Origin of the sequence: Paenibacillus sp. FSL H7-0323 (assembly GCF_038002725.1) — a bacterium.
Taxonomy (GTDB): Bacteria; Bacillota; Bacilli; order Paenibacillales; family Paenibacillaceae; genus Paenibacillus_AQ; species Paenibacillus_AQ odorifer.
In genome coordinates, this window is record NZ_JBBODB010000001.1 from 649,215 (window position 1) to 670,008 (window position 20,794).

General features: G+C 43.8%; 21 protein-coding genes. 15 read left to right on the forward strand and 6 right to left on the reverse strand.

The features are described 5' to 3' along the window. Positions 1–324 precede the first annotated feature (324 nt). The 11 genes from MHH89_RS03015 to MHH89_RS03065 all read left to right on the forward strand — a co-directional run bounded on the left by MHH89_RS03015 (position 325) and on the right by MHH89_RS03065 (position 8,090). A complete protein-coding gene (locus tag MHH89_RS03015; protein ID WP_076100677.1) occupies positions 325–747 on the forward strand; it encodes an Rrf2 family transcriptional regulator in 423 nt (140 codons plus the stop codon). Positions 748–922: 175 nt separating this feature from the next. Then, complete coding sequence (locus tag MHH89_RS03020; RefSeq protein WP_076129947.1) at positions 923–1,447, forward strand: hypothetical protein; 525 nt, start codon at positions 923–925, stop codon at positions 1,445–1,447. A gap of 547 nt (positions 1,448–1,994) precedes the next feature. Next, positions 1,995–2,729: a metallophosphoesterase family protein gene (locus MHH89_RS03025; protein ID WP_076279843.1), complete on the forward strand. Its 735-nt coding sequence runs from the start codon at positions 1,995–1,997 to the stop codon at positions 2,727–2,729. Between the two features lie 79 nt (positions 2,730–2,808). Further along, positions 2,809–3,411, forward strand: a complete 603-nt coding sequence (locus MHH89_RS03030) for a GNAT family N-acetyltransferase (RefSeq protein WP_051491425.1) — start codon at positions 2,809–2,811, stop codon at positions 3,409–3,411. Positions 3,412–3,416: 5 nt separating this feature from the next. Further along, a complete protein-coding gene (locus tag MHH89_RS03035) occupies positions 3,417–4,175 on the forward strand; it encodes a Type 1 glutamine amidotransferase-like domain-containing protein (RefSeq protein WP_143759908.1) in 759 nt (252 codons plus the stop codon). Further along, on the forward strand, positions 4,172–4,723 hold the full coding sequence (locus MHH89_RS03040; protein WP_076129949.1) for a GNAT family N-acetyltransferase: 552 nt from the start codon (positions 4,172–4,174) through the stop codon (positions 4,721–4,723). The genes MHH89_RS03035 and MHH89_RS03040 overlap by 4 nt, the downstream gene beginning before the upstream one ends. 36 nt (positions 4,724–4,759) lie before the next feature. Further along, positions 4,760–5,104, forward strand: a complete 345-nt coding sequence (locus MHH89_RS03045; RefSeq protein ID WP_076129950.1) for a low molecular weight protein tyrosine phosphatase family protein — start codon at positions 4,760–4,762, stop codon at positions 5,102–5,104. Between the two features lie 68 nt (positions 5,105–5,172). Next, complete coding sequence (locus MHH89_RS03050; RefSeq protein ID WP_256715847.1) at positions 5,173–5,454, forward strand: GNAT family N-acetyltransferase; 282 nt, start codon at positions 5,173–5,175, stop codon at positions 5,452–5,454. Between the two features lie 154 nt (positions 5,455–5,608). After that, positions 5,609–6,475 (forward strand): VOC family protein, encoded by an 867-nt coding sequence (locus tag MHH89_RS03055; protein WP_341086304.1) that lies wholly within the window; start codon positions 5,609–5,611, stop codon positions 6,473–6,475. Positions 6,476–6,542: 67 nt separating this feature from the next. Then, positions 6,543–7,436: a beta-1,6-N-acetylglucosaminyltransferase gene (locus MHH89_RS03060; protein ID WP_341086306.1), complete on the forward strand. Its 894-nt coding sequence runs from the start codon at positions 6,543–6,545 to the stop codon at positions 7,434–7,436. Positions 7,437–7,454: 18 nt separating this feature from the next. Beyond that, on the forward strand, positions 7,455–8,090 hold the full coding sequence (locus tag MHH89_RS03065) for an NAD(P)-dependent oxidoreductase (protein WP_076129952.1): 636 nt from the start codon (positions 7,455–7,457) through the stop codon (positions 8,088–8,090). A 77-nt stretch (positions 8,091–8,167) separates the two neighbouring features. Here MHH89_RS03065 and MHH89_RS03070 read toward each other — a convergent pair whose 3' ends face one another. After that, a complete protein-coding gene (locus tag MHH89_RS03070; RefSeq protein WP_341086309.1) occupies positions 8,168–8,929 on the reverse strand; it encodes an MBL fold metallo-hydrolase in 762 nt (253 codons plus the stop codon). Between the two features lie 250 nt (positions 8,930–9,179). On the opposite strand from MHH89_RS03070, the gene MHH89_RS03075 reads away from it, so the two are divergent. From MHH89_RS03075 to MHH89_RS03090, 4 genes are all read left to right on the forward strand, one after another. Then, positions 9,180–11,198 (forward strand): Na+/H+ antiporter, encoded by a 2,019-nt coding sequence (locus MHH89_RS03075; RefSeq protein ID WP_341086311.1) that lies wholly within the window; start codon positions 9,180–9,182, stop codon positions 11,196–11,198. Between the two features lie 2 nt (positions 11,199–11,200). Then, complete coding sequence (locus tag MHH89_RS03080) at positions 11,201–11,725, forward strand: GNAT family N-acetyltransferase (RefSeq protein WP_254848823.1); 525 nt, start codon at positions 11,201–11,203, stop codon at positions 11,723–11,725. A 2-nt stretch (positions 11,726–11,727) separates the two neighbouring features. Then, positions 11,728–12,189 (forward strand): DIP1984 family protein, encoded by a 462-nt coding sequence (locus MHH89_RS03085; protein WP_076183284.1) that lies wholly within the window; start codon positions 11,728–11,730, stop codon positions 12,187–12,189. Positions 12,190–12,717: 528 nt separating this feature from the next. Then, complete coding sequence (locus MHH89_RS03090) at positions 12,718–13,602, forward strand: DegV family protein (RefSeq protein ID WP_076129966.1); 885 nt, start codon at positions 12,718–12,720, stop codon at positions 13,600–13,602. Between the two features lie 110 nt (positions 13,603–13,712). On the opposite strand, the gene MHH89_RS03095 is transcribed toward MHH89_RS03090, so the two are convergent. The 5 genes from MHH89_RS03095 to MHH89_RS03115 all read right to left on the reverse strand — a co-directional run bounded on the left by MHH89_RS03095 (position 13,713) and on the right by MHH89_RS03115 (position 20,719). Next, complete coding sequence (locus MHH89_RS03095; protein WP_036685970.1) at positions 13,713–14,141, reverse strand: threonine/serine exporter family protein; 429 nt, start codon at positions 14,139–14,141, stop codon at positions 13,713–13,715. Between the two features lie 28 nt (positions 14,142–14,169). Then, complete coding sequence (locus MHH89_RS03100) at positions 14,170–14,934, reverse strand: threonine/serine exporter family protein (protein WP_076129956.1); 765 nt, start codon at positions 14,932–14,934, stop codon at positions 14,170–14,172. Between the two features lie 157 nt (positions 14,935–15,091). Then, positions 15,092–16,354, reverse strand: a complete 1,263-nt coding sequence (locus tag MHH89_RS03105) for a DNA polymerase IV (RefSeq protein WP_076218940.1) — start codon at positions 16,352–16,354, stop codon at positions 15,092–15,094. Positions 16,355–16,435: 81 nt separating this feature from the next. Then, entirely contained in the window at positions 16,436–17,038 is a 603-nt protein-coding gene (locus tag MHH89_RS03110) for a YitT family protein (protein ID WP_038570150.1), read from the reverse strand. 2,814 nt (positions 17,039–19,852) lie between these two features. Then, entirely contained in the window at positions 19,853–20,719 is an 867-nt protein-coding gene (locus MHH89_RS03115; RefSeq protein ID WP_076183289.1) for a helix-turn-helix transcriptional regulator, read from the reverse strand. Positions 20,720–20,794: the final 75 nt, after the last annotated feature.

Genomic DNA, 20,794 nt, shown 5'->3' on the forward strand with positions numbered 1-20,794 from the left:
AACTGTACATTATATTAATAAATTCAAAGACAGCTATTATTATTATAAATATGTCCCAACGATCTTTTTTCATTAAAATGCACCAACCTATCTATATTTAATCATTTCAAAATTATTACTCTATTTACTGTAAAAGTAAATGCAGTTCTTGAATTCTTGATGTAGGATTCAATAATATGTGTCATATTGAGGAATAATCTATATGGAGGATATTGATAGATTATAAGTTGTTCATATCCTCAAAAGTTTGACAAATGCATGAAATGTAACTATTATAGTTGCATCTGAAGGATGTTTTGCAGCAAGGCAGAAGGAGAGATTTCCATGAATATTAGCACCCGATTTGCGGTAGCCATTCATATATTAACGTTGATTGACAGCAATAAAGAAGGCAAAAGCACGTCGGAGTGGATAGCTGGTAGCGTAAACACAAACCCTGTAGTTATCCGTCGGCTTACGAGTATGCTGCAAAAAGCAGGACTAGTAAATGCACGCCCCGGAGTCGCAGGCGCTTCGCTTACACGTAGCGCATCCGAGATTACGCTGCTGCAGATTTATAAGGCAGTTAATGCGGTGGAAGAGGACTCGTTGTTTTCTGTACATGAGCATCCTAATCCCGATTGTCCTGTTGGCAAGAATATAGCCAGTGCAATTGTACCTGTGTTCTCACTCGCCCAAAAAGCAATGGAGAATGTTCTCCAGGAGGTTACATTGGAACAGATTGTGAATGAAATGCCAGAACTATGATTCCTCCATATCACAGCTTAGAAGTAAGGCCAGAACATGTGAAAACGTGATTCTGGTCTTTTTTGGCTTAATTAGGTTTAGGGTCAAAGAAGGGAAGTAAGAGAGAATATAGAATCTGTATTTAGAAGCCGGATTAAAGATAATATACATACATACATTGAGGGAGAGCTAAAGAATGTTAAAGAAATTACTGCCTATACTACTAATTATAGTAATGATTACCGGATGTAATGAATCAAAGGATACCACTAAATACGAGGATACTAATTTTGGAATCACCTTTAACTATCCGGATGATTGGGTTGTAACTGAGAAGTATGGAGCGCCATTATGGTTGATAGTCTCTACGACTGATTATAAACCTGCTGAGGGACTTAAAGGTCCGGGAGTAATGCTCTTTGGATTTAAGCCTAAGGACATGGAGCTTGTCAACAAATGGCTCGAGGATGCCCAAACGAATTACAACAACGGGGCGGAGCTGACAAAAAGTAAAGCTAGTTTAGGCGGGTTAGAGTCCATAAAGTACGAAACTGAAGTATTCGAAGAGGAAGGGAGTAAAGGAAAAGCTATCTATTACGTTATTGAGGAACCGGAAATGTCATTTATGGTGCAGTTCCCTTATAGTGTGGATGAAGTACATAAAGAAGATATGAAGAGGATAGAGGATATTTTACAATCCATAAAGTTTACAAAAGATTAAGTGTGACTAGAACGAGGTAGCTGGAATGGTGGAATGTACGGTATAAATGCCGCTGAAATGGGCTGAAGTAACAGGAATGGTGAAATGTACGGTATAAATGCCTTTGAAATGTGCTGAAGTGGCTGGAATGATGAAATGTACGGTATAAATGCCGTTGAAATGTGCTGAAGTGGCTGAAATGATAAAATGTACGGTATAAATGCCGTTGAAATGGACTGAAGTAGCTGGAATGGTAAAATGTACGGTATAAACGCCTCGGATTTGGCTGAAATCATCCAAAGTAGCAAAAAGAGAAGCAAAAATGTCCTATAAATGAGCAACAGCCGCTGAAAGTGTGAAAAGAAAGGCAAAAATGCCCTATAAACGAGCAACAGTCGATGGATGAACTAAAAGAAAGGCAAAAATGCCCTATAAACGAGCAACAGTCGATGGATGAACTAAAAGAAAGGCAAAAATGCCCTATAAACGAGCAACAGCTGATGATGCAGTACAATTAGTTTTAGGATAAGTAATTTTTTTAAAGATCAATATATACGGAGGTTCTACAGTGGAGCAAATTGCAATAATCTCAGACATTCATGGAAATATACCAGCCCTTACGGCCGTTTTAGATGACATCCAGCAGCGGGGAATCAGCAGAGTCTTTTGTTTAGGCGATATTGTTGGAAAAGGACCGAACTCAGATCTAGCCGTTGATATCATAAAAAAGAATTGTGAAATCAGTGTTATGGGGAACTGGGATGATTTAATGAATCAGGATGTTGATTTTGAGATGGCTCGGTGGTGCCGCGGGTTGTTAGGTCAAGAGCGCCTAGCTTATTTAAGCACGTTGCCGTTTTCGATTGAGTTTATGATGAGTGGTAAATTTGTACGGTTATTTCATGCTTCGCCACGAAGCCTGTATGAACGTGTTCAACCTTGGGATGATTATGAAAAGCGATTATCTTTGTTTGATTATTCTGATCTCTGCCAGGAAAAACGACAAGCGGATATCGTAGGTTACGGGGATATTCATAATGCTTTTATTCAACATCTAGAAGGTAAGACCTTATTTAACGTAGGCAGTGTGGGGAATCCGCTTGATCTAACCCAGGCATCTTATGTGATTATGGAGGGAGAATACATGGGAGTGTCAGCAGCTCCTTTGAATATGCAATTTGTAAGAGTGCCTTATGACATCGAGTTAGCTGTTCAACAGGCCGTTGAGGCAGATATGCCAGCTGCAGAGCCTTATATTCGTGAGCTTAGAACCGCGCAGTACAGGGGAAGTGTCCGGGGATAATAAAGGAAAGGATAATAAAGGAAAAAAAGTCAAACTGCAACCCTGATCCAAGCCATCAAAAAGTAATGGAGGGAACAAATTGAAGCTTAGTCACGTATTTGAGCAATTCCCTACTTTGGAATCCGAGCAATTATTACTGAAAAAGATTGAAGTCAGCAACCTTAATGAGGTATTTGGGATATATAGCAATGATCAAGTATTTGAGTACTGTGGAATTATTCCGAAACATAATAAAGATACAGTCAAGAATATGATCGGTCATTTCGAACGTGATTTTACCAAAGGGGTAAGAGTGAAATGGGGGATTTTCCTCAAAAATAACCCTTACATATTGCTAGGTATCATCGAAGTTATGGATTTTAATCAAAAGGTGGATATGGTGACGATCGGTTACTTTTTGGCGGAACCTTATTGGGGAAAAGGGATTGCAGCTCAGGCCATTCAGTTAGTGGTGAAATATTTATTTGAGACTGCAGAAGTCAATCGAATTCAAGCTGAGGTTATGCCCTTTAATGAACGATCGAAGCGGGTGCTTTTGAAAAATGGCTTTACGAAAGAAGGCACGTTAAGGCAGGCGCATGTATGGTCAGGTAAAGGTCTGGTGGATCTGGAGATCTACAGCATTTTGGCAGAGGAATATTTTGCAAGCATCGGTAAGCCAAGAGTGAGCAATAGGATGTAATCCTAGTGAAAGAAGGGGAAATCATGGGCACTATCGTAGTGATTGGCGGGGGAGAGTTAATCGAGCTTGAAACGCTGGAAATTGATCGTAAAGTTGTGCAGCTAACTCAAAAGGCTAAGCCGAAGGCGTTATTTATTCCAACAGCCAGTAGTGATGCGCCAGGGTATTGTGATACTTTTAGCAAAGTATATGGCGATATTCTTGGATGTGAAACAAGTCACTTATTGCTTGTGAGCCAAACCTACACTCATGATGAGATTACAGATTTAATTACAGCTGCTGATTTGATTTATGTTGGTGGAGGCAATACCCGAAAGATGCTGGAGATTTGGAAAAATACAGGGGTAGATACGCTTTTGAAAGAAGCTTATTCCTCTGGAACCGTATTGGCCGGGCTTAGCGCAGGTTCCATCTGTTGGTTTGAATATGGGCATAGTGACTCTGAGGCGTTCGACGATCAGGGGGAATGGCAGTATATCAAGCTTGAAGCCATGGGGATTCTGCCGGGCATTCATTGTCCGCATTATAATGAGGATATTCGGGTTGAAGATTTTACACGCATGGTTAAAGGTGGAGGTTTGCCTGGAATCGCGGTGGATAACAATTGTGCAATCATCTATAAAGATAAGGAATATAAAGTGATGTCGACCAGAGAAGAAGCTAAAGCCTACCGTGTGATTGACTCCGAGCAAGGTGTTGTCGTAACGGAAATAGAAGAACATCCAAGCTACAGACCTCTTTATGAACTGTATAGTGCGTTATGATTATTTTTGAAAAGCAAGAGATCAGACTGAGAACACTTGAGCTAAACGATGCCGCATTACTTGTAAAATGGCTCTCAGACCCCGTTGTACTGGAGTTCTATGAAGGTCGTGATCGCCCGCATGATTTGGAGCTGGTGAAGGAGCATTTTTACGACGAGCAAGCTGAAGTTACACGGTGTATTGTGCAATACAAGGAGCGGGATATAGGTTATCTCCAGTTCTATCTTATAGATGATGAAGAATTAGAGGTGTACGGCTACGTGGGATTCGAAGGTCAAATCTTTGGGATGGACCAGTTTATTGGCGAGCCTGATTTATGGAATCAAGGAATGGGTTCGCGACTCATTAAAGAAACGGTTAATTATCTTATCGAAGCAAAACAGGCTGAAAAAATTGTCATGGACCCGCAAGCCTGGAATAAAAGAGCCCTTAGAGTATACGAAAAGATTGGCTTTGTGAAAAAGAAATACCTTGAACAGCACGAACAACATGAAGGAGAGCTAAGAGATTGTTGGTTGATTGAATACACGAAGCAGGCGAGACAATAAATATCTTTTTAACAATCGGATAAGGAAGGTGCACTTATTAAACTCCTGTTTGTCTGCAGCCAGAATCGCTGGCGGAGTCTAACTGCGGAGAAGATCTTTCAAGGAATTGATGGTCATGAAGCGAGATCAGCAGGGACTGAAGATCATGCCAGAATTAAAATTTCTGAAGGGCATTTGGGTTGGGCGGATGTGATTTTTGTGATGGAGAAGAAACATGTTCGAAGAATTCAAGATAAATTTAGAGACTGTGTAAGGGGCAAAAAAATAATTTGCCTGAACATAGCTGATGACTATAAGTATATGGATGAAGACTTGATCGGCCTTTTGGAATCCAGTGTATCCGAGTATTTACTGGAATGGAGCAACAAAAATGAGAATTAGAGCAGAAACTGTGGCAGACTATAATGAAGTATTTCAAGTGAATGTTAAGGCTTTTGGTGATCGGGAAGATGAAGCGCAGTTGGTCGAAAACATTCGTTCAGAAGCAAGGAATCGGCAAGGCGCTGATCCAAGAAGGGTTAGAAAGATGTAGAACGCTCGGATATGAGCTTGTCTTTTTGATCGGGCATCCCGAATATTATCCAAGATTCGGATTTCAACCCGCAGGGCTACATGGGCTGGAGTTGAAACAATTCGCGGTACCGGAGAATGTCTTTATGGTCTGTGAGCTGAAGGAAGGCGTACTGCAGAGGATTAAGGGAGAGTTGAAATACCCGGAAACCTTTTTTTGAATTACTTATTATATGTTCCTGTGAATCATGTTTGGCTGTGAACCAGTCGACATGATTTTTTTATAGGTAATTGACAAACATATAGAAGGTAACTATACTAAAGATAGTTAATTTGTAACTAAAACAGTTACAGCATGACTGGGAGGAATTTATAATGACGACTAAAACAATACTTCAACCAGACACTCAGATCGGTCTGGTGCAGATTAGAGTAAGCAATTTGGAGCGTTCGCTCACCTTTTATCAGAATGTTGTGGGGTTAAGCGTTTTGCGGCAGACTGGCCGCGAAGTTGAAATGACCGCTGACGGTCAGAATGTGTTATTGATTTTGCGGGAGATTGAAAATGCGCGGGTGATCCGCCCTAATTCTGTGGCTGGGTTGTATCATTTCGCTATCCTTGTTCCAGATCGTCCTAGCCTTGGATTGGTTGTGCGCAATTTGATCTCTTCGGGGATTGAAGTGGGGCAGGGGGATCATCTGGTCAGTGAAGCGTTGTATATTCAGGATCCAGATAATAATGGGATTGAAATCTATCGAGATCGTCCTAAGAGTGAATGGAAATATGATGCGGAAGGGCATGTAATGATGTCCACTGATCCAGTGGATGTAGATGGACTATTGGCAGCTTCTGAAGGTTTATCGTGGAACGGGCTGCCAGCGGGAACAGTGATTGGGCATGTACACTTTCATGTGGGGAATTTAAATAAGGCGAAAGCCTTCTACGTCGATTTGCTTGGTTTTGAACTAACAGCTAATTATGGAAGTGCTGCTATGTTTATCTCTGCTGGTGGCTATCATCACCATATCGGGCTGAATGTTTGGGCTGGACAGGGCGCACCTGCGGCTCCAGCTGATACTGTGGGGATTGATTATTTTACCTTAATTCTTACGAATGAAGAGGAACGCAACGCTGTGGTGGAGCGAGTTCGGCAGGCTGGTTACGCAGTTACAGAAGTGAATGGAGATCCTACATTCCAAGATCCTTGGAACATTGGAATCAGACTTGTTTTAGAGAGATAATTATATATCCATTTTCGTCCATTTATTTTATAATATTGGAAATAGGTGGGCGGAAGGGTGAAGTTTGTTGGAAGCATTCAAAATGGCGTATATCATTCTTTGTCATAAGAATCCGGAGCAGATCAATTTGCTAATTGATAGTTTAACTAACGAGTCCGTAGAGTTTTTCCTGCATGTCGATCAGAAAAGTAATATTGAAGCTGACATTATTCATCGTAACGATATTCATTTTGTGGAAAAGCCTATTGATGTGCAGTGGGGGCATTACAGCCAGATTGAATGCATTTTGAAGTGCTTTTCGCTGATCAAAGAACATGGGGATTTCAATTATATTCACATTCTAAGCGGTCAGGATCTGCCTCTGGCTTCAAATGAAGTGATTCTAGATTTCTTTAAGGGGAATGAAGGTAAGGAATTTGTGAAGTATTTGCAGCTGCCTAATGCTGCGGAAACTTGGGGATGTTACGAGCGGGTCTCAGTTTATTATCCTAGATTCCTCATCTCAAGGACCCGGCGTATGACAGCGATCCGAATGAGGTACATTAAACTAATTATGAGCATTCCGTTTCTGCAAAGAAGATTAAGCGCTCTGCCGAACGGTTTATATAAAGGCTCAAACTGGATGTCTATTACAGGTGGATGTATGGAGTACATCTTGGATTTTACAAAAAGCTCTCCGGAATACGTCAGATTTTTTAGGAACACTTTATGTGGAGATGAAATCTTTTTCCATACGATAATTTTGAATAGTGTTTATAAGATGCATGTGCTGAATGAAATTAAGCGGTATACAGATTGGGAAACAGGACCGGATTATCCTAGAACGCTAACGATTGAAGACTATGATCGGATCACTCAACGGGGCACGGAATGCTTTTGGGGGAGAAAATTTGATCTCGATATCGATAGAACCATCGTTCAGGAGCTCCTTGATATAAATATTAAAGCGAAAACATCGTAAACTCAGGAGGACAATCATATGAAAATCGCAGTTGTTGGAGCAAGTGGAAAAGCTGGAAGCCGAATTACGCAGGAAGCGTTGGATAGAGGTCATGAAGTTACAGCGATTGTGCGGGATGCATCTAAAGTAACAAATAGTAAAGCGAATGTCGTTGAAAAGGATGTATTTGCACTTACCGCTGAAGATTTGCAGGGGTTCGATGTGGTTGTAAATGCTTTTGGTGCGCCGTTTGGACAAGAACATCTGCATGTGGATGCCGGGAATGTGCTTATTGAAGCGTTGAAGGCTTCGCCCGATACAAGATTGATTGTAGTTGGGGGTGCAGGAAGTCTTTATGTAGATGAAGCCAAAACGCTTAAAGTAGTGGATACGAATGACTTTCCTGACTTTATTAAGCCAACAGCGACGAATCAAGCCAAGAATCTGGAGATTCTGCAAGGGACAGATGCACTCTCTTGGACCTTTGTTAGCCCATCTGCTAATTTTGCCATCGGCACAAGAACGGGTTCTTATGTAAAAGGTAAGGATAATCTTCTGGTGAACTCCAAAGGCGAGAGTTATGTCAGCTACGAAGATTATGCCGTTGCTATTGTCGATGAAATCGAACAGCCGCAGCATATTCGTGAACGGTTTACGGTGGGTTCAGAGTCTTAAGTGATAATGAAGAATAACGATTATATATAACAAGAGAAGACAGAGCCGGATTCCAGGCTCTGTCTTCTTTTATATCATTACAGCTTTCCTTTTCCTTCTGCTAGTTCAGCAATGCGTCTGTTTGCATCTCCGCGGTAGAGTCCGCCATGATAACAAATGACCGTATCGATCTCATACTCAGAGAATTTGTTCAGAGAGGACAAAGCCAGCTCCATGTCAGGTGTGGCGGAAGGAGTGGGACCCTGTAGCTCGCCATCCTGAACGGTCAAGGCATCGGCGGCAATAAGTGTACGGCTATCATGATGGTAAAGACTGAGATGCCCTGGGCTATGGCCAGGGGTATGGATCACCGTAATTCCACCGGCAAAAGGTAACTTTTCTCCATCCACAAGCGTTTGATCCACTTTTCCTTTAGGAGGATGGGCTAATACAGAGAGGAAGGCACGCCGCCACTCCTCAGGTACATGAGCTGGGATCATAGCCGCTGCCGCCGCTAAAGCTTCAGGAGTGTGCTTAAGGAGCATTCGCTCTCCTTGAATATAGGGCTGCTCAATTTCATGAGCCAGAACAGTAAGCTCTAGATCTTCATCAGCCAATAGGGCAGGGAGGCAACCGATATGGTCTAAATCCTGATGCGTGATAATAAGGGTACGGAGCTTCTCCCAAGGCACATGCGCTTCTTTTAGAGCCTCTTTGAAAGTAGAGAGTAGACCCGGGAATCCGGTATCGACGAGTACGGCGGCATGTTCATCCCAGAGTAGCGTGGGGTAAATCGTGTCTTTTCCACCCATAACCTGCGTTGTAATCTCGAGCATTTCTATTCCTTGAGCAATGTACATTATATCCCTCCGTGATTGATAATAAGAGCGACGCCGTGAGGCTAATGCATATATTACTCAAAACTGAAAATAAACACAATAGGTAAAAATTTAATTATAACACAAATAAATATTTATGTCAATATGTATCTGATGGAATTTTTGTGGAATTTGTAGGGGATTTTAATGTTAAGAATCTTTTGCTAGATTTTGCCCTTGCCTAAAGCTTTGCGATATAATAATCAAATATAAAAAAGGGAGTTGATGTGGTTTGGAGACATTTCTAGTTGTACTCGTCCTACTTGGGCTTATCGCAATATCCAACATCATAAACCGATTCATTCCCTTCGTGCCGATACCCTTAATACAAATTGGCTTGGGTGTAGTGGTCGTACTATTGCCTTTGGGAATACATATGTCACTGGAGCCAGAGTTGTTTTTCGTGTTATTTATTGCGCCGCTTTTGTTTAATGACGGAAAGCGAACACCGAGAAATGAGTTATGGAACCTGCGGGCTCCAATCTTAATGCTGGCACTAGGCTTGGTATTTGCTACAGTGCTTATCGCTGGATATTCCATTAACTGGATGATCCCCACCATTCCACTCGCAGCTGCTTTTGCGCTGGCAGCGATTTTATCGCCGACAGATGCTGTGGCGGTAAGCGCAATCGCTGGGAGAGTACATCTTCCCAAGAGTATTCATCGTATTCTAGAGGGCGAATCATTGATGAATGATGCCTCTGGCCTTGTTGCGTTTAACTTCGCTATTGCAGCAGCTGTTACAGGCATATTTTCTTTGCCGAAAGCCTCCATTAGCTTTGTGATTATCGCTTTAGGTGGGCTAATTGTCGGAGCAATACTCGCGTTCCTCCTGATTCGGTTCAGTGTATTTATCCGCAGACTGGGGATGGAGGACATCACAGTACATGTGCTGCTGCAAATCCTGACTCCTTTCATTGTGTATCTGATTAGTGAAGAAATAGGGGTATCCGGCATTTTAGCTGTGGTTGCAGCAGGGATAATTCATGCGGTCGAGAAGGATCGTGCAGTTTCGCCACAGTATAAGCTACAGCTGGTATCCGCCAGCACATGGTCTGTGCTGCTCTACATCTTGAATGGCTTGGTCTTCCTTATTCTCGGATTGTCGATTCCAGATGTTATAGAAGTGATCTACCGGGATACAGCAGTGGACAATCTTATGGTGATTGGTTATGTATTAGCGATAACGTTACTGCTTTTTGTGCTGCGTTTTATATGGGTATATGTATTTTCCCTGGCTGGCGCCGGCCTGCAAAAAATGGAAAAATCGTCTATTAAGTCCATGCTAATCCTGACCATTTCAGGGGTGCGAGGCGCGGTTACTTTAGCCGGTGCCTTTTCGATTCCTTTTGTGTTAGGAGATGGCTCACCTTTTCCTGAACGTGATCTAATTATCTTTATCGCTGCGGGTGTGATTCTGATGTCACTGCTGATCGCTAGTATCTTTTTACCAATTCTCGCAGGTAAAGAAGAGCCGGTTGCCGAACCAGGGGACACTGAGGTTGAACAGGCGGCCAAATCTAAGGTCGTTGCTGCCGGGATAACGCTGCTTCAAAGTATGATGACGGAGGAGAGCAAGGATTCCGCACAGCCAGCTTTGAGTGAATTCAGAGAAAAGGTTTATAGTCTGAACCGCGAGGATCAAGCGAACGATCCGGCATTTGAGGAACTCCGTCGGCTTGGGGTTGAAGCAAGGATAGTGGGCTTGCATGCTGAACGCAAAGAGCTGACCCGATTGCTTACTAACAATGAGATTCCTGCCTCAGTGGCTCAGAAAATGGAAGAATTCTTGGATCATAGTGAAGTTTTCTTAGCCAGAAGTCTCAACTCTCAAATTAGATTATCCCTTACAGAGATTAGAAGGCTATTTGCGGGGATGTTCTCAGGACAAAACGAACGGGAAGCTAGCCAACAAATGCTGCAACAGGCTGAATGTGCAAGAAAAGCTAAGATTTCTATGTCCCGCGCAGCAATAGCTGCTGTTAATGCAAGTATGAATGAGAACAACCGAAAAGCAGTAGAGAAGGTTGCATGCAGTTATGAGCAACTAATCGCACGCTTCGAGCAGGGTCAAGGCTGGACAAAGGATGGTCTCGTTGATGATCAAAAGCTTGAATTGAAACTGAAAGCTATTCAGGAGCAACGGGATAAGGTGCAGCAAATGTACCAGGATGGAACTATTAACCGCAAGCTAGCCGGTAAATTACGCAAGTTCGTCGATCATTTGGAAACATCCATTTGGGAGGATTAGCTGTGTTGAACAAAGTAATGGGAGAAAGCTTGTTATTCACTGAAATTCGCGAAGAGCATCTGTCGGATGTACTCGATATTTATAACTATTACGTGCTGAACACTACGGTTTCTTTTCATACCGAGCCTTTAAGTGTGGACGAAATGCGGCAATCAGTGATGAATGATGATCCGCGGTTCAAATCATACGTTATTTTATCCTGGGATAATGTTATTCAGGGCTATGTTCTGATTGCTAGACATAAGAGTAAGCCGGCTTATGATAGCTCTGGGGAGATCAGTGTGTATTTGAAACCTGCTTGTGTGGGTAAAAGAATAGGACAGCATGCCTTATGCTTTATTGAAAAGAGAGCTGCCGAACTGGATTTCCATGTGTTAGTAGCTACCGTTTGCGCAGAGAATGAACGCAGTCGCCAGCTTTTCTCAAAGAATGGATATGAACAATGTGCCTACTTCAAGGAGATTGGCTGTAAATTTGGTCGAAGACTGGATATCGCCAGCTATCAGAAAATCTTAGGGGGAACTTAAAGATGAAACTTGCGGAAGCATTAGTGAACCGAAGTGATCTTACCCGTAAAATCGCGCAGCTAAAGCAGCGGCTCGATCGGGTCGTTAAGGTGCAGGAGGGGGAAGATCCGGCAGAGCAGCCGGAGGCTCTTTTGCATGAGCTAGAAATAGCTGTTAACGAGCAGACGATTTTGATTCGAGCGATTAATCGAACGAATTCATCTGTTGCCTTCAATGAGAATTGGAGTATTGCCGATGCCCTAGCCGAACGGGATAAAATGCTTCAGCTGCGGAAGCTGTTTAGCGATTTGCTTGAGCAAGCTTCGATCACTCAGGATCGGTATAGCCGCTCTGAGGTTCGTTTCCAGAGAACGATAGATGTCGCTGAGATTCAGAAGCGGATTGATGAACTGTCTAAGTCTTATCGCGAGTTGGATTTTAAAATTCAGGAGAAAAACTGGACGGTAGCCTTAATCACACCGTAAAAAGCTTTATCACAGCAGAAGGTAACTGATCTTTATAAAGGCGAGCGCAACCCGCCAACAGGGAAAGTTGGACAAATTGACAGATGCCGGGCCATATCTGACCAATCATAACTTAGCCCCGTACTGTAACAACTGTAAAGAGTACCTATTAATGTAACTACCAAGCGCTGATTTATGTAAGAACGGTGAGGGTGGGGACGGGGATATTTTTGCTGTGGTTAGGCTTTTACATAACATGAACTGGCTCTATTAGGATAGGTATATTCGTCATAGATAATGTGAAATAATGTCGAATAAAGTTGAAAAAAGATGAATGAAATTTGCATTATCGGCCTGTTTTGCCTATCTTATCGCTCGTTATCTTGTATAATTTACGAATACGCACGAGGACTTCCTAAACCGCTGATCTATTCGTATGTTGATTGTACAGGATGAGAGAGTGATTCATTGGCCGAGAAGGTTTAGTGGCCCTTGTCTCTTCAAACATTCTACTATTCCTTTCATGAAAGAGAGAAGTGACAAGTGACCATGAAATCAATTGCCTGGGTAACCGACAGTACATGTACAATCGATCCTGAATTCGCCAAGAACAACCATGTGTATATTGTTCCTTTACGTCTGATTATTAACAACGAGTGTTATAAAGAAAATATAGATATTACGATCGATGAGTTCTATGAGAAAATGCGTCAGCATGATCAAGTAGGCAGCTCACAGCCGCCAATCGGTGAGTTTATCGAGTTATACGAACGGTTGAAGGAAGAATATGATGAGATTATCGCGGTGCATCTTTCGACAGGGCTTAGCGGAACATACAATGCTTCCATGCAAGGTGCTGAAATAGCGGAAGCTAATGTTATTGGAATTGATTCCAAGGTTGGCGCTTATCCGATTCGGGAAATGATTACGCGAGGTATTCATTGGCACAAGATGGGCTTTACTGGCCTAGAGATTAAAGAAAAGATAGAGAATATCATTCAAAATATGTCCTTCTACTTAATTCCTGCAAGCTTGTCCCAGCTTCACCGTAGTGGGCGTGTTTCTGGTACACAGGTAATTCTTAGTCAATTACTACGGATAAATTTGCTGCTGCGTTTTGACGAGGGCAAGGTCATTGTTGTAGAAAAAATCCGCACGATGAAGAAGACGAAGCAGGCGCTGTTAGATATCTTTAAACAGGATGCTGGACTTGTTAGCGATGTGTGCATCATGCATTCCAATAATTTAGAAATGGCGCTGAAGCTAGAAGAAGACATCAAAGAGATGGCGCCTGATTTACGTACGGAGATTATGACTTACATTCCTGCCGTGGCTGTTCATGCGGGTGAAGGTACCGTGGGACTTTCTTGGATTAAAAATAACCGGATCAATAGTATTTATTCGGAGGTTGAACCTGTAGCAGTACTTGTGTAGATAGGATAGTAAACAAAGAAATCGCTTCTTGGAAGAGGGACGGATGATCCTCATTATACCAAGAGACGATTTCTTTTTTTTTGAATCTATGAGATGACGTTGTAAGAAGGTTATGCTTTGCTTGCACGACGGCGGAACATTTGTCCGATAACTTCACTCAGTACCAGTCCAGCCGCAATTGCGCCAGAGAGCATTAATGCCCGAACAGCGATTTCTACAGCCAGATTATAGTTTTCTTCTACAAATCTACGCATAGCATCGTAAGCAAGGCCACCCGGAACAAGTGGGATAATACCGCCTACACTAAAAATAATAACCGGCATTTTGAAGGATCGGGCAAACAGCTGGCTGACGATGCCCACCACTACAGTAGCCGCAAACGTAGCAACAACAGGCCCACACTCTACATCAAGGATTACATACACCATCCAGCCTACCATTCCAGCAAAACCACACTGCAGTAGAGCGCGCTTAGGCGCATTAAATAAAATACAGAAGGTTGCCGCGGCGATAAAACTGGTTATAAGTTGCAAAATCATGAAGGGCTAACCTCTTTCACATGGAAAATTAAAATAGTGATAGTACAAGCCCAATGCCTGTACCGATCGCAAAAGCAGTTAGAAAGGCATCTGCTCCTTTGGATATGCCTGAGACCAGATGACCAGCCATCAGATCACGAACGGCATTAGTAATGAGTAGACCGGGTACTAGAGGCATCACGGAGCCGATGATGATTTTGTCCATTTCTTGACCTATGCCCAGCTTTACAGAATAGAAGGCCAGAAGTCCGATCAGGAAGGAAGCAGAGAACTCTGCAAAAAATCTAGTCTGCACAAGACGATGCAGGTAGATAACCGCAGCAAAACCTAACCCGGAAATCGGTAATGCGGGGAGAGCATCCCACAAGCTGCCCTTAAACATAACGGTGAAGCAAGCGCCGGTAAGCGCCGCTGCTATGATTTGCAGCCATACCGGATACGCATGTGCGGCATCATCGACCTCACCTAATCGTGTCCGAGCTTCCTCGGCTGTAATCTGACGCTCGTTCAGACGCCGCGAGATATCATTAACCTCTGAGACTTTCTGCAGATCTGTGGTTCGCTCGGCAATCCGATATAACTTAACGGGCTCCGTTCTATTGGTGGTGAACATAATAACGGTTGGTGTCACATAACTATGTGCCCCTGGAAAACCGAGAGAAGCAGCCATACGTGTCATTGTATCTTCTACTCTGTAGGTTTCTGCACCGTTTTGCAGCATGATCTTGCCAGCAAGAAGACAGAGATCAACGATTTCATAATAGGTAGTGTTAGTGTTGCTCGTGCTTTCCAACTTCTCCGGTCCTCCCCTGGAATGTTACATATCTATGTGTATATACTTATGATTGTCGCTTCATTGTGTGAAAATAACAACCTCAATATAGCATTATAAACGATATGGGATATATTTTAATATAGTTTCAGAAATAAAATGTATAAAGATGCACTGTTTATTTATAGTGTCCGCCAATCTTTCCGGATCTGTCCTTAAGTTGTCCGGCATCTGTGAACGATGCAGCGCGTCCGATGATCGATTCCCCGTATTTATTCTTCAGCGCATCAGTGGCCCGTTCGAGCTCACGGTAGCGGGGGCGCGACTCAAATAAGGTTAGCTGATATTGGCTTTCGTCAGACAGATTGGACAGGCTTAGATGAATTCGGCGCACAGGCTGACCTTCCCAATGCTGTTTGAAAAGAGCGAGGGCGGCCTCGTATACCAGCTGGGTCGCATTCGTAGGATCACTCATCGTAGTCTGTCTGGAGAAGCCGCTGGGGTCATCAAAGCTGGCGCCTTGGCAGCCAACAGACACGACTGCACCATGCACCTTCAGCTTGCGGCTGCGCCTGCACACCAGCTCTGAGAGCTCCAAAATGATGGTCTTGATCTCTTGCAGTGTATAGTAATCCCGTGGCAGCGTCATTTGGTGCCCGACGCTCTTGGGGGCAACTTCATAGGTAGCCGGACTTACAGGGCTATCGTCGATGCCGTTGGCAATTCGCCAATATAGCTCGGCATCGATATCGCATTTTTTATGGAATTTCTCCCGCATGCGCCATTTCAGCTCGCTTAGCGGCATCTGTGCCAAATGGCCAATCGTTGTGAGGCCCATGCTCTGGAAGTGCGCGGACATGCGGCGGCCTACCATAAACAACTCACTAATGGGCAGCGGCCAAAGTACATCTGGAAGCTCTTCCTGAGTGAGGGTAAATAGACCCTCCGGGTTCTTCTTGGCCCACAGGTCGCAAGCCATTTTGGCGGTAACCTTGGAATAACCTATACCGATACGTGCGCGCACACCTGTATTTCTGCGGATTAAGTCCTGAATGATCGTAGCGATCTGTCTTGGGCTTCCGAATAAGCTGAGGCTGCCGGTGATATCAATAAACTGCTCATCGATGGAATAAGGTTCTACGAGGTCACTGAATTTGCGTAGAATGTCCGTGATTTGGGAGGAAACATCGATATATTGCTGCATATGTGGTCTGACGACGATTACTTCGGGGCACTTCGCGAGTGCTTCCTTCAAGGTCTCGGCGGTAGTAATGCCAAAAGATTTGGCTAACGGACAAGCGGCAAGCACAATCCCGCTTCGTCTAGCCGGATCTCCGGCGACAATAAGCGGTTTGTTGCTGTATTGCGGATTAGAGGCCTTCTCCACGGAGGCGTAAAAGCTCTGACAATCGGATAACAAAATAACACGTTCTTTATTCATAGATTCACACTCTCCAGGTGAGGTAGAGATACGGTAGATGATTTTCTTATTATTATAATACGAACATATGATCGTGTATATTCATATTTTTTTCCATTTCTCTTCAGTCTCCAAGGTGCAGAGACCTGTGGCCACACCCCCAGCGATAATCGTGAGGATGGAGTGGAAGAAGGTTTCTTTGGAAATCAGGAGTCCCCCCGCGCCGATAATTATAAAATCTGTCAAAAAAATGATGAGTCCAAGGTTAAGCGGGAGATACCTTTTGATATATTGAGCAAGCAGATCCGTTCCGCCTGTACTGGCTTTGAACCGCAGCATAAGCCCAAGACCCGTTCCCATTAAAAAACCGCCAATAATGGCGCTGGAAATGGAGCCGAACTCAAAATAATACAGAAAGTGGTACTGCAAAGGACCGAGAAGCTCAATCAGAAACGATGAGGTCAATAAACCTAATACACTATTGAAAAAGATATCGCGTTCCTTCAGCCAGGCTAACAGGAAAATCGGAAAGCTGCAGAGAAGGACAGCTATACCGATTTTGGCATCGGATAAATAATTGATGATGAGGGCTATTCCTATTATTCCCCCATCTAGGATTTTATATGGGACTAGAAAAAAATTAGTTGCTGCTGCAATGAGCAAGCTTCCGATCAGGATGATCGCGTATCTTAATAATGACTGCATATTTAACATCTCCACATTAAAGGCATGTCTTATAAATATGCTTGTCACTTCCAAAAAATTGCATTGAAGCAAAAAAACTGATTTCGGGCCTAATCATGCGGACCCAGAAGACCCTATTAGGCAGATACAAGGTATTTTTTCGAGCTAACGGACCCAGTTGCAGCTATTCCCACAAATGTGGTCCGATTGCGGGCAAATTATGAGCAATAAGAGCTATACAGTCCGAAATTTCCGAAAAATGGACCGAAAATCGCAAATAGGTGCAATAGGGTCCGCAACGTTCAATAGATTTAAGTAACTCCTACCCATAAATCACAAGCGAGATCCCGCCCCCAAACAGGTGCAATCCGGTTCGTTGCGCTCAACAGACGTTAAGTTACTCTCACCAATACATTATGCGAGATCCCACCCACAAATAGGTGCAGTGCGGTCCGTTAGCTCAACAGACATTAGAGTAACTCACCGCCCAGCCTCCATGCGGACCCAGGAGCCCCTATTAGGCAGATACAAAGTATTTTTTCGAGCTAACGGACCCAGTTGCAGCTATTCCCACAAATGTGGTCCGATTGCGAGCAAATTATGAGCAATAAGAGCTATACAGTCCGAAACTGCCGCAAAATGGGCCCAAAATCACAAATAGGTGCAATAGGGTCCGATAGGATCAAGATCGAGCAAAAGGTAGATGATTTCGAGACGTAGACAGCTAGGTTATGCAACAGGTAACAAATTCTGCGCACGGAGTAGCTAGATTAAGCCATAGGTAACTAATTCCGCACGGTGTAGATAGGTTAAGCTATAGGTAGCTAATTACGCACGGTGTAGATAGGTTGAGTAACAGGTAACTAATTTCGCACGGTGTAGATAGGTTGAGCTATAGGCAGCTAATTCCGCACGGAGTAGCTAGGTTAAGCCATAGGTAGCTAATTCCGCACACGGTATAGATAGGTCGAGTTATAGGTAGCTATTCCGCACAGTGTAGCTAGGTTGAGCCCCAGACAGCTAGTTTAAACAATGGCTAGCACGTTTAGGATCAAATTCGGCAGGCGGCGTTCTTTTCAGCAACTGTTCGGACTCAGTTGCTCTTATTTCCATGATTTCGCTCGTTTTATCACACTATCGGACGCAGTTGCAGCTATTCGTTCAAATGCGCTCCTTTTCTGCGCAAATCAAGGGTAATAAGAGCTATACAGTCCGAAATTTCCGAAAAATGGGCCGAAAATCACAAATAGGTGCAATAGGGTCCGATACGATCAAGATCGAGCAAAAGGTAGCTGATTTCGAGAATTAGACAGCTAGGTTGAGCCCCAGACAGCTAGTTTAAACAATGGCTAGCACGTTTAGTATCAAATTCGGCAGGCGGCGTTCTTTTCAGCAACTGATCGGACTCAGTTGCTCTTATTTCTATGATTTCGCTCGTTTTGTCACACTATCGGACTCAGTTGCAGCTATTCCCACAAATGTAGTCCGATTCCGAGCAAATTATGAGCAATAAGAGCTATGCAGTCCGAAACCTTCGCAAAATGAACCCATATGCTGAAATAGCTGCAATACGGTCCGATACGATCAAGTTCTAGCAAAAGGTAGCAGGTATCGAGACGTAGGCGGCTAGTTTGAACAACAGGTAACTAATTTTTCGCACGGAGTAGATAGGTTGAGCTATAGGTAGCTAATTCCGCACAGTGTAGATAGGTTGAGCCCTAGACAGCTAGTTTAAGCACTGGGCAGCACGTTTAGGAGCAAATTTGGCAGGCGGTGTTCTTTTTAGCAACTGTTCGGACTCAGTTGCTCTTATTTCCATGATTTCGCTCGTTTTATCACACTATCGGACTCAGTTGCAGCTATTCCCACAAATGTAGTCCGATTCCGAGCAAATTATGAGCAATAAGAGCTATGCAGTTCGAAACCTTCGCAAAATGAACCCATATGCTGAAATAGCTGCAATACGGTCCGATACGATACGATCAAGATCGAGCAAAAGGTAGCAGATTTCGAGAAGTAGGCGGCTAGTTTGAACAACAGGTAACTAATTTCTCGCAGAGTAGATAGGTTGAGCCCCGGACAGCTAGTTTAAACAATGGTTAGCACGTTTAGGATCAAATTCGGCAGGCGGTGTTCTTTTTAGCAACTGTTCGGACTCAGTTGCCCTTATTTCCATGATTCCGCTCGTTTTGTCACACTATCGGACTCAGTTGCAGCTATTCCCACAAATGTAGCCTGATTCCGAGCAAATTATGAGCAATAAGCGCTATGCAGTCCGAAAATGCCGCAAAATGGATCGAAAATCAAAAATAGCTGCAATCCGGTCCGCAACGGGGAATGCTATGAATGGATGATTAAGTAGACGCGTCTCCGGGGGATACAGAGAGTAGTGTGATGGCTATACAGTGAGTTACTTGCTGATAAGCTTTGGAGGGTCGAGCCGCATGATCGCCGTTGATCTATGATAAGTATGAGTGCGCCACGCCTAGGAAGGTAAACTGGTAAAATTATTGCAAGGAGCAAGGAGCAAGGAGCAAGGAGCAAGGAGCAAGGAGCAAGAAGCAAGGAGCAAGGAGCAAGGAGCAGCAGAAGGATTTAGGCGGATCACGGGTACACAAGAAATGTGCCAAGCGGAGTACTGCTCCATCATAATAGTTACCTAAGTTTCTCCGATCTAGAGGAGCATCTCGCATCTCGCGTCCAATTAATCCATAGCTGATCACGTAAGCCAGCAGCGCAGAAGAAAGCCAGCAGCACACAAGAAAGCTACAGCAGTGCACCGCATTAACAACGAGAACAGCACGCCTCCAATTATGAGACATGCTGTTTTTGCCGTTATCGGGAATACCGCTTGCGGAAGCGAAGCGGAGAGATTCCGATCTGCTGAGTAAAGCGACGCGAGAAGTAGGCGGTGCTCTCGAAACCGATACGTTCTGCGATCGCAGCTATAGGCATCTCTGTCTTAAGCAGAAGCAGCTTGGCCTGTTCTAAACGGTAATCCGTTAAATACTCCATCGGAGTCAGTCCATATACGCGTTTCATGCAGCGGGCAAGGTAGTTATAATGAAAATGCAGCGCATCCGCCAAAGAGGCATTGGAGAGAGGCTCCGCATAATGATTGCGGATATAAGTCTCTGTCCTCTCGGCGATCTCTACCGCATGACTTTCTGAAGTATCATGCTGCGCTAGATCCATCATCCGCAGCATTTCTTCAAAAATCCTTTGCTGCTCCCAAACTGCACTGGAACGTCTTCCAGTGGACAGCTGTAAAAGCTTCTCAGCTTGTCCACTCCGTTTAAAGGGATCAGGAAGGGGACCAAACTGCGGGATGCGAATGGTATATGGATGAGTAAGAAACTGCCGGAAATGTGTCTCTCGGTTGATATACACGGGCTCGCCATCAGAACTTGACCAATCTGCGAGGGTATGAAAATGAATCCAGATAAACGAAGTCAGCTCCTCGCAAGACTTAACGGAATAATGATAGCGGTCAGGCAGCAGAAGCAGCGTATGCCCAGCCGCAACCTCCCATTGATTATGCTCTTCACCGATAAATAGGCAACCTTGCTCTACAATAATCAGATCAAATAAGCCGATATGGCTTCTATTTGGATGCTGCTCTCCGGGTTGATAAACAGTGTGATTGCATTCCAGAAAATATGGAAAAGGCGGCGCTGCGAAATGTACATAGGAAGGACTCACTGTGTTCTACCTCTCTTTTTATCGTAGTCCGAGCTCAAATAGTCCTTGAAAATAGGAGTGTGAAATAGTACAAAA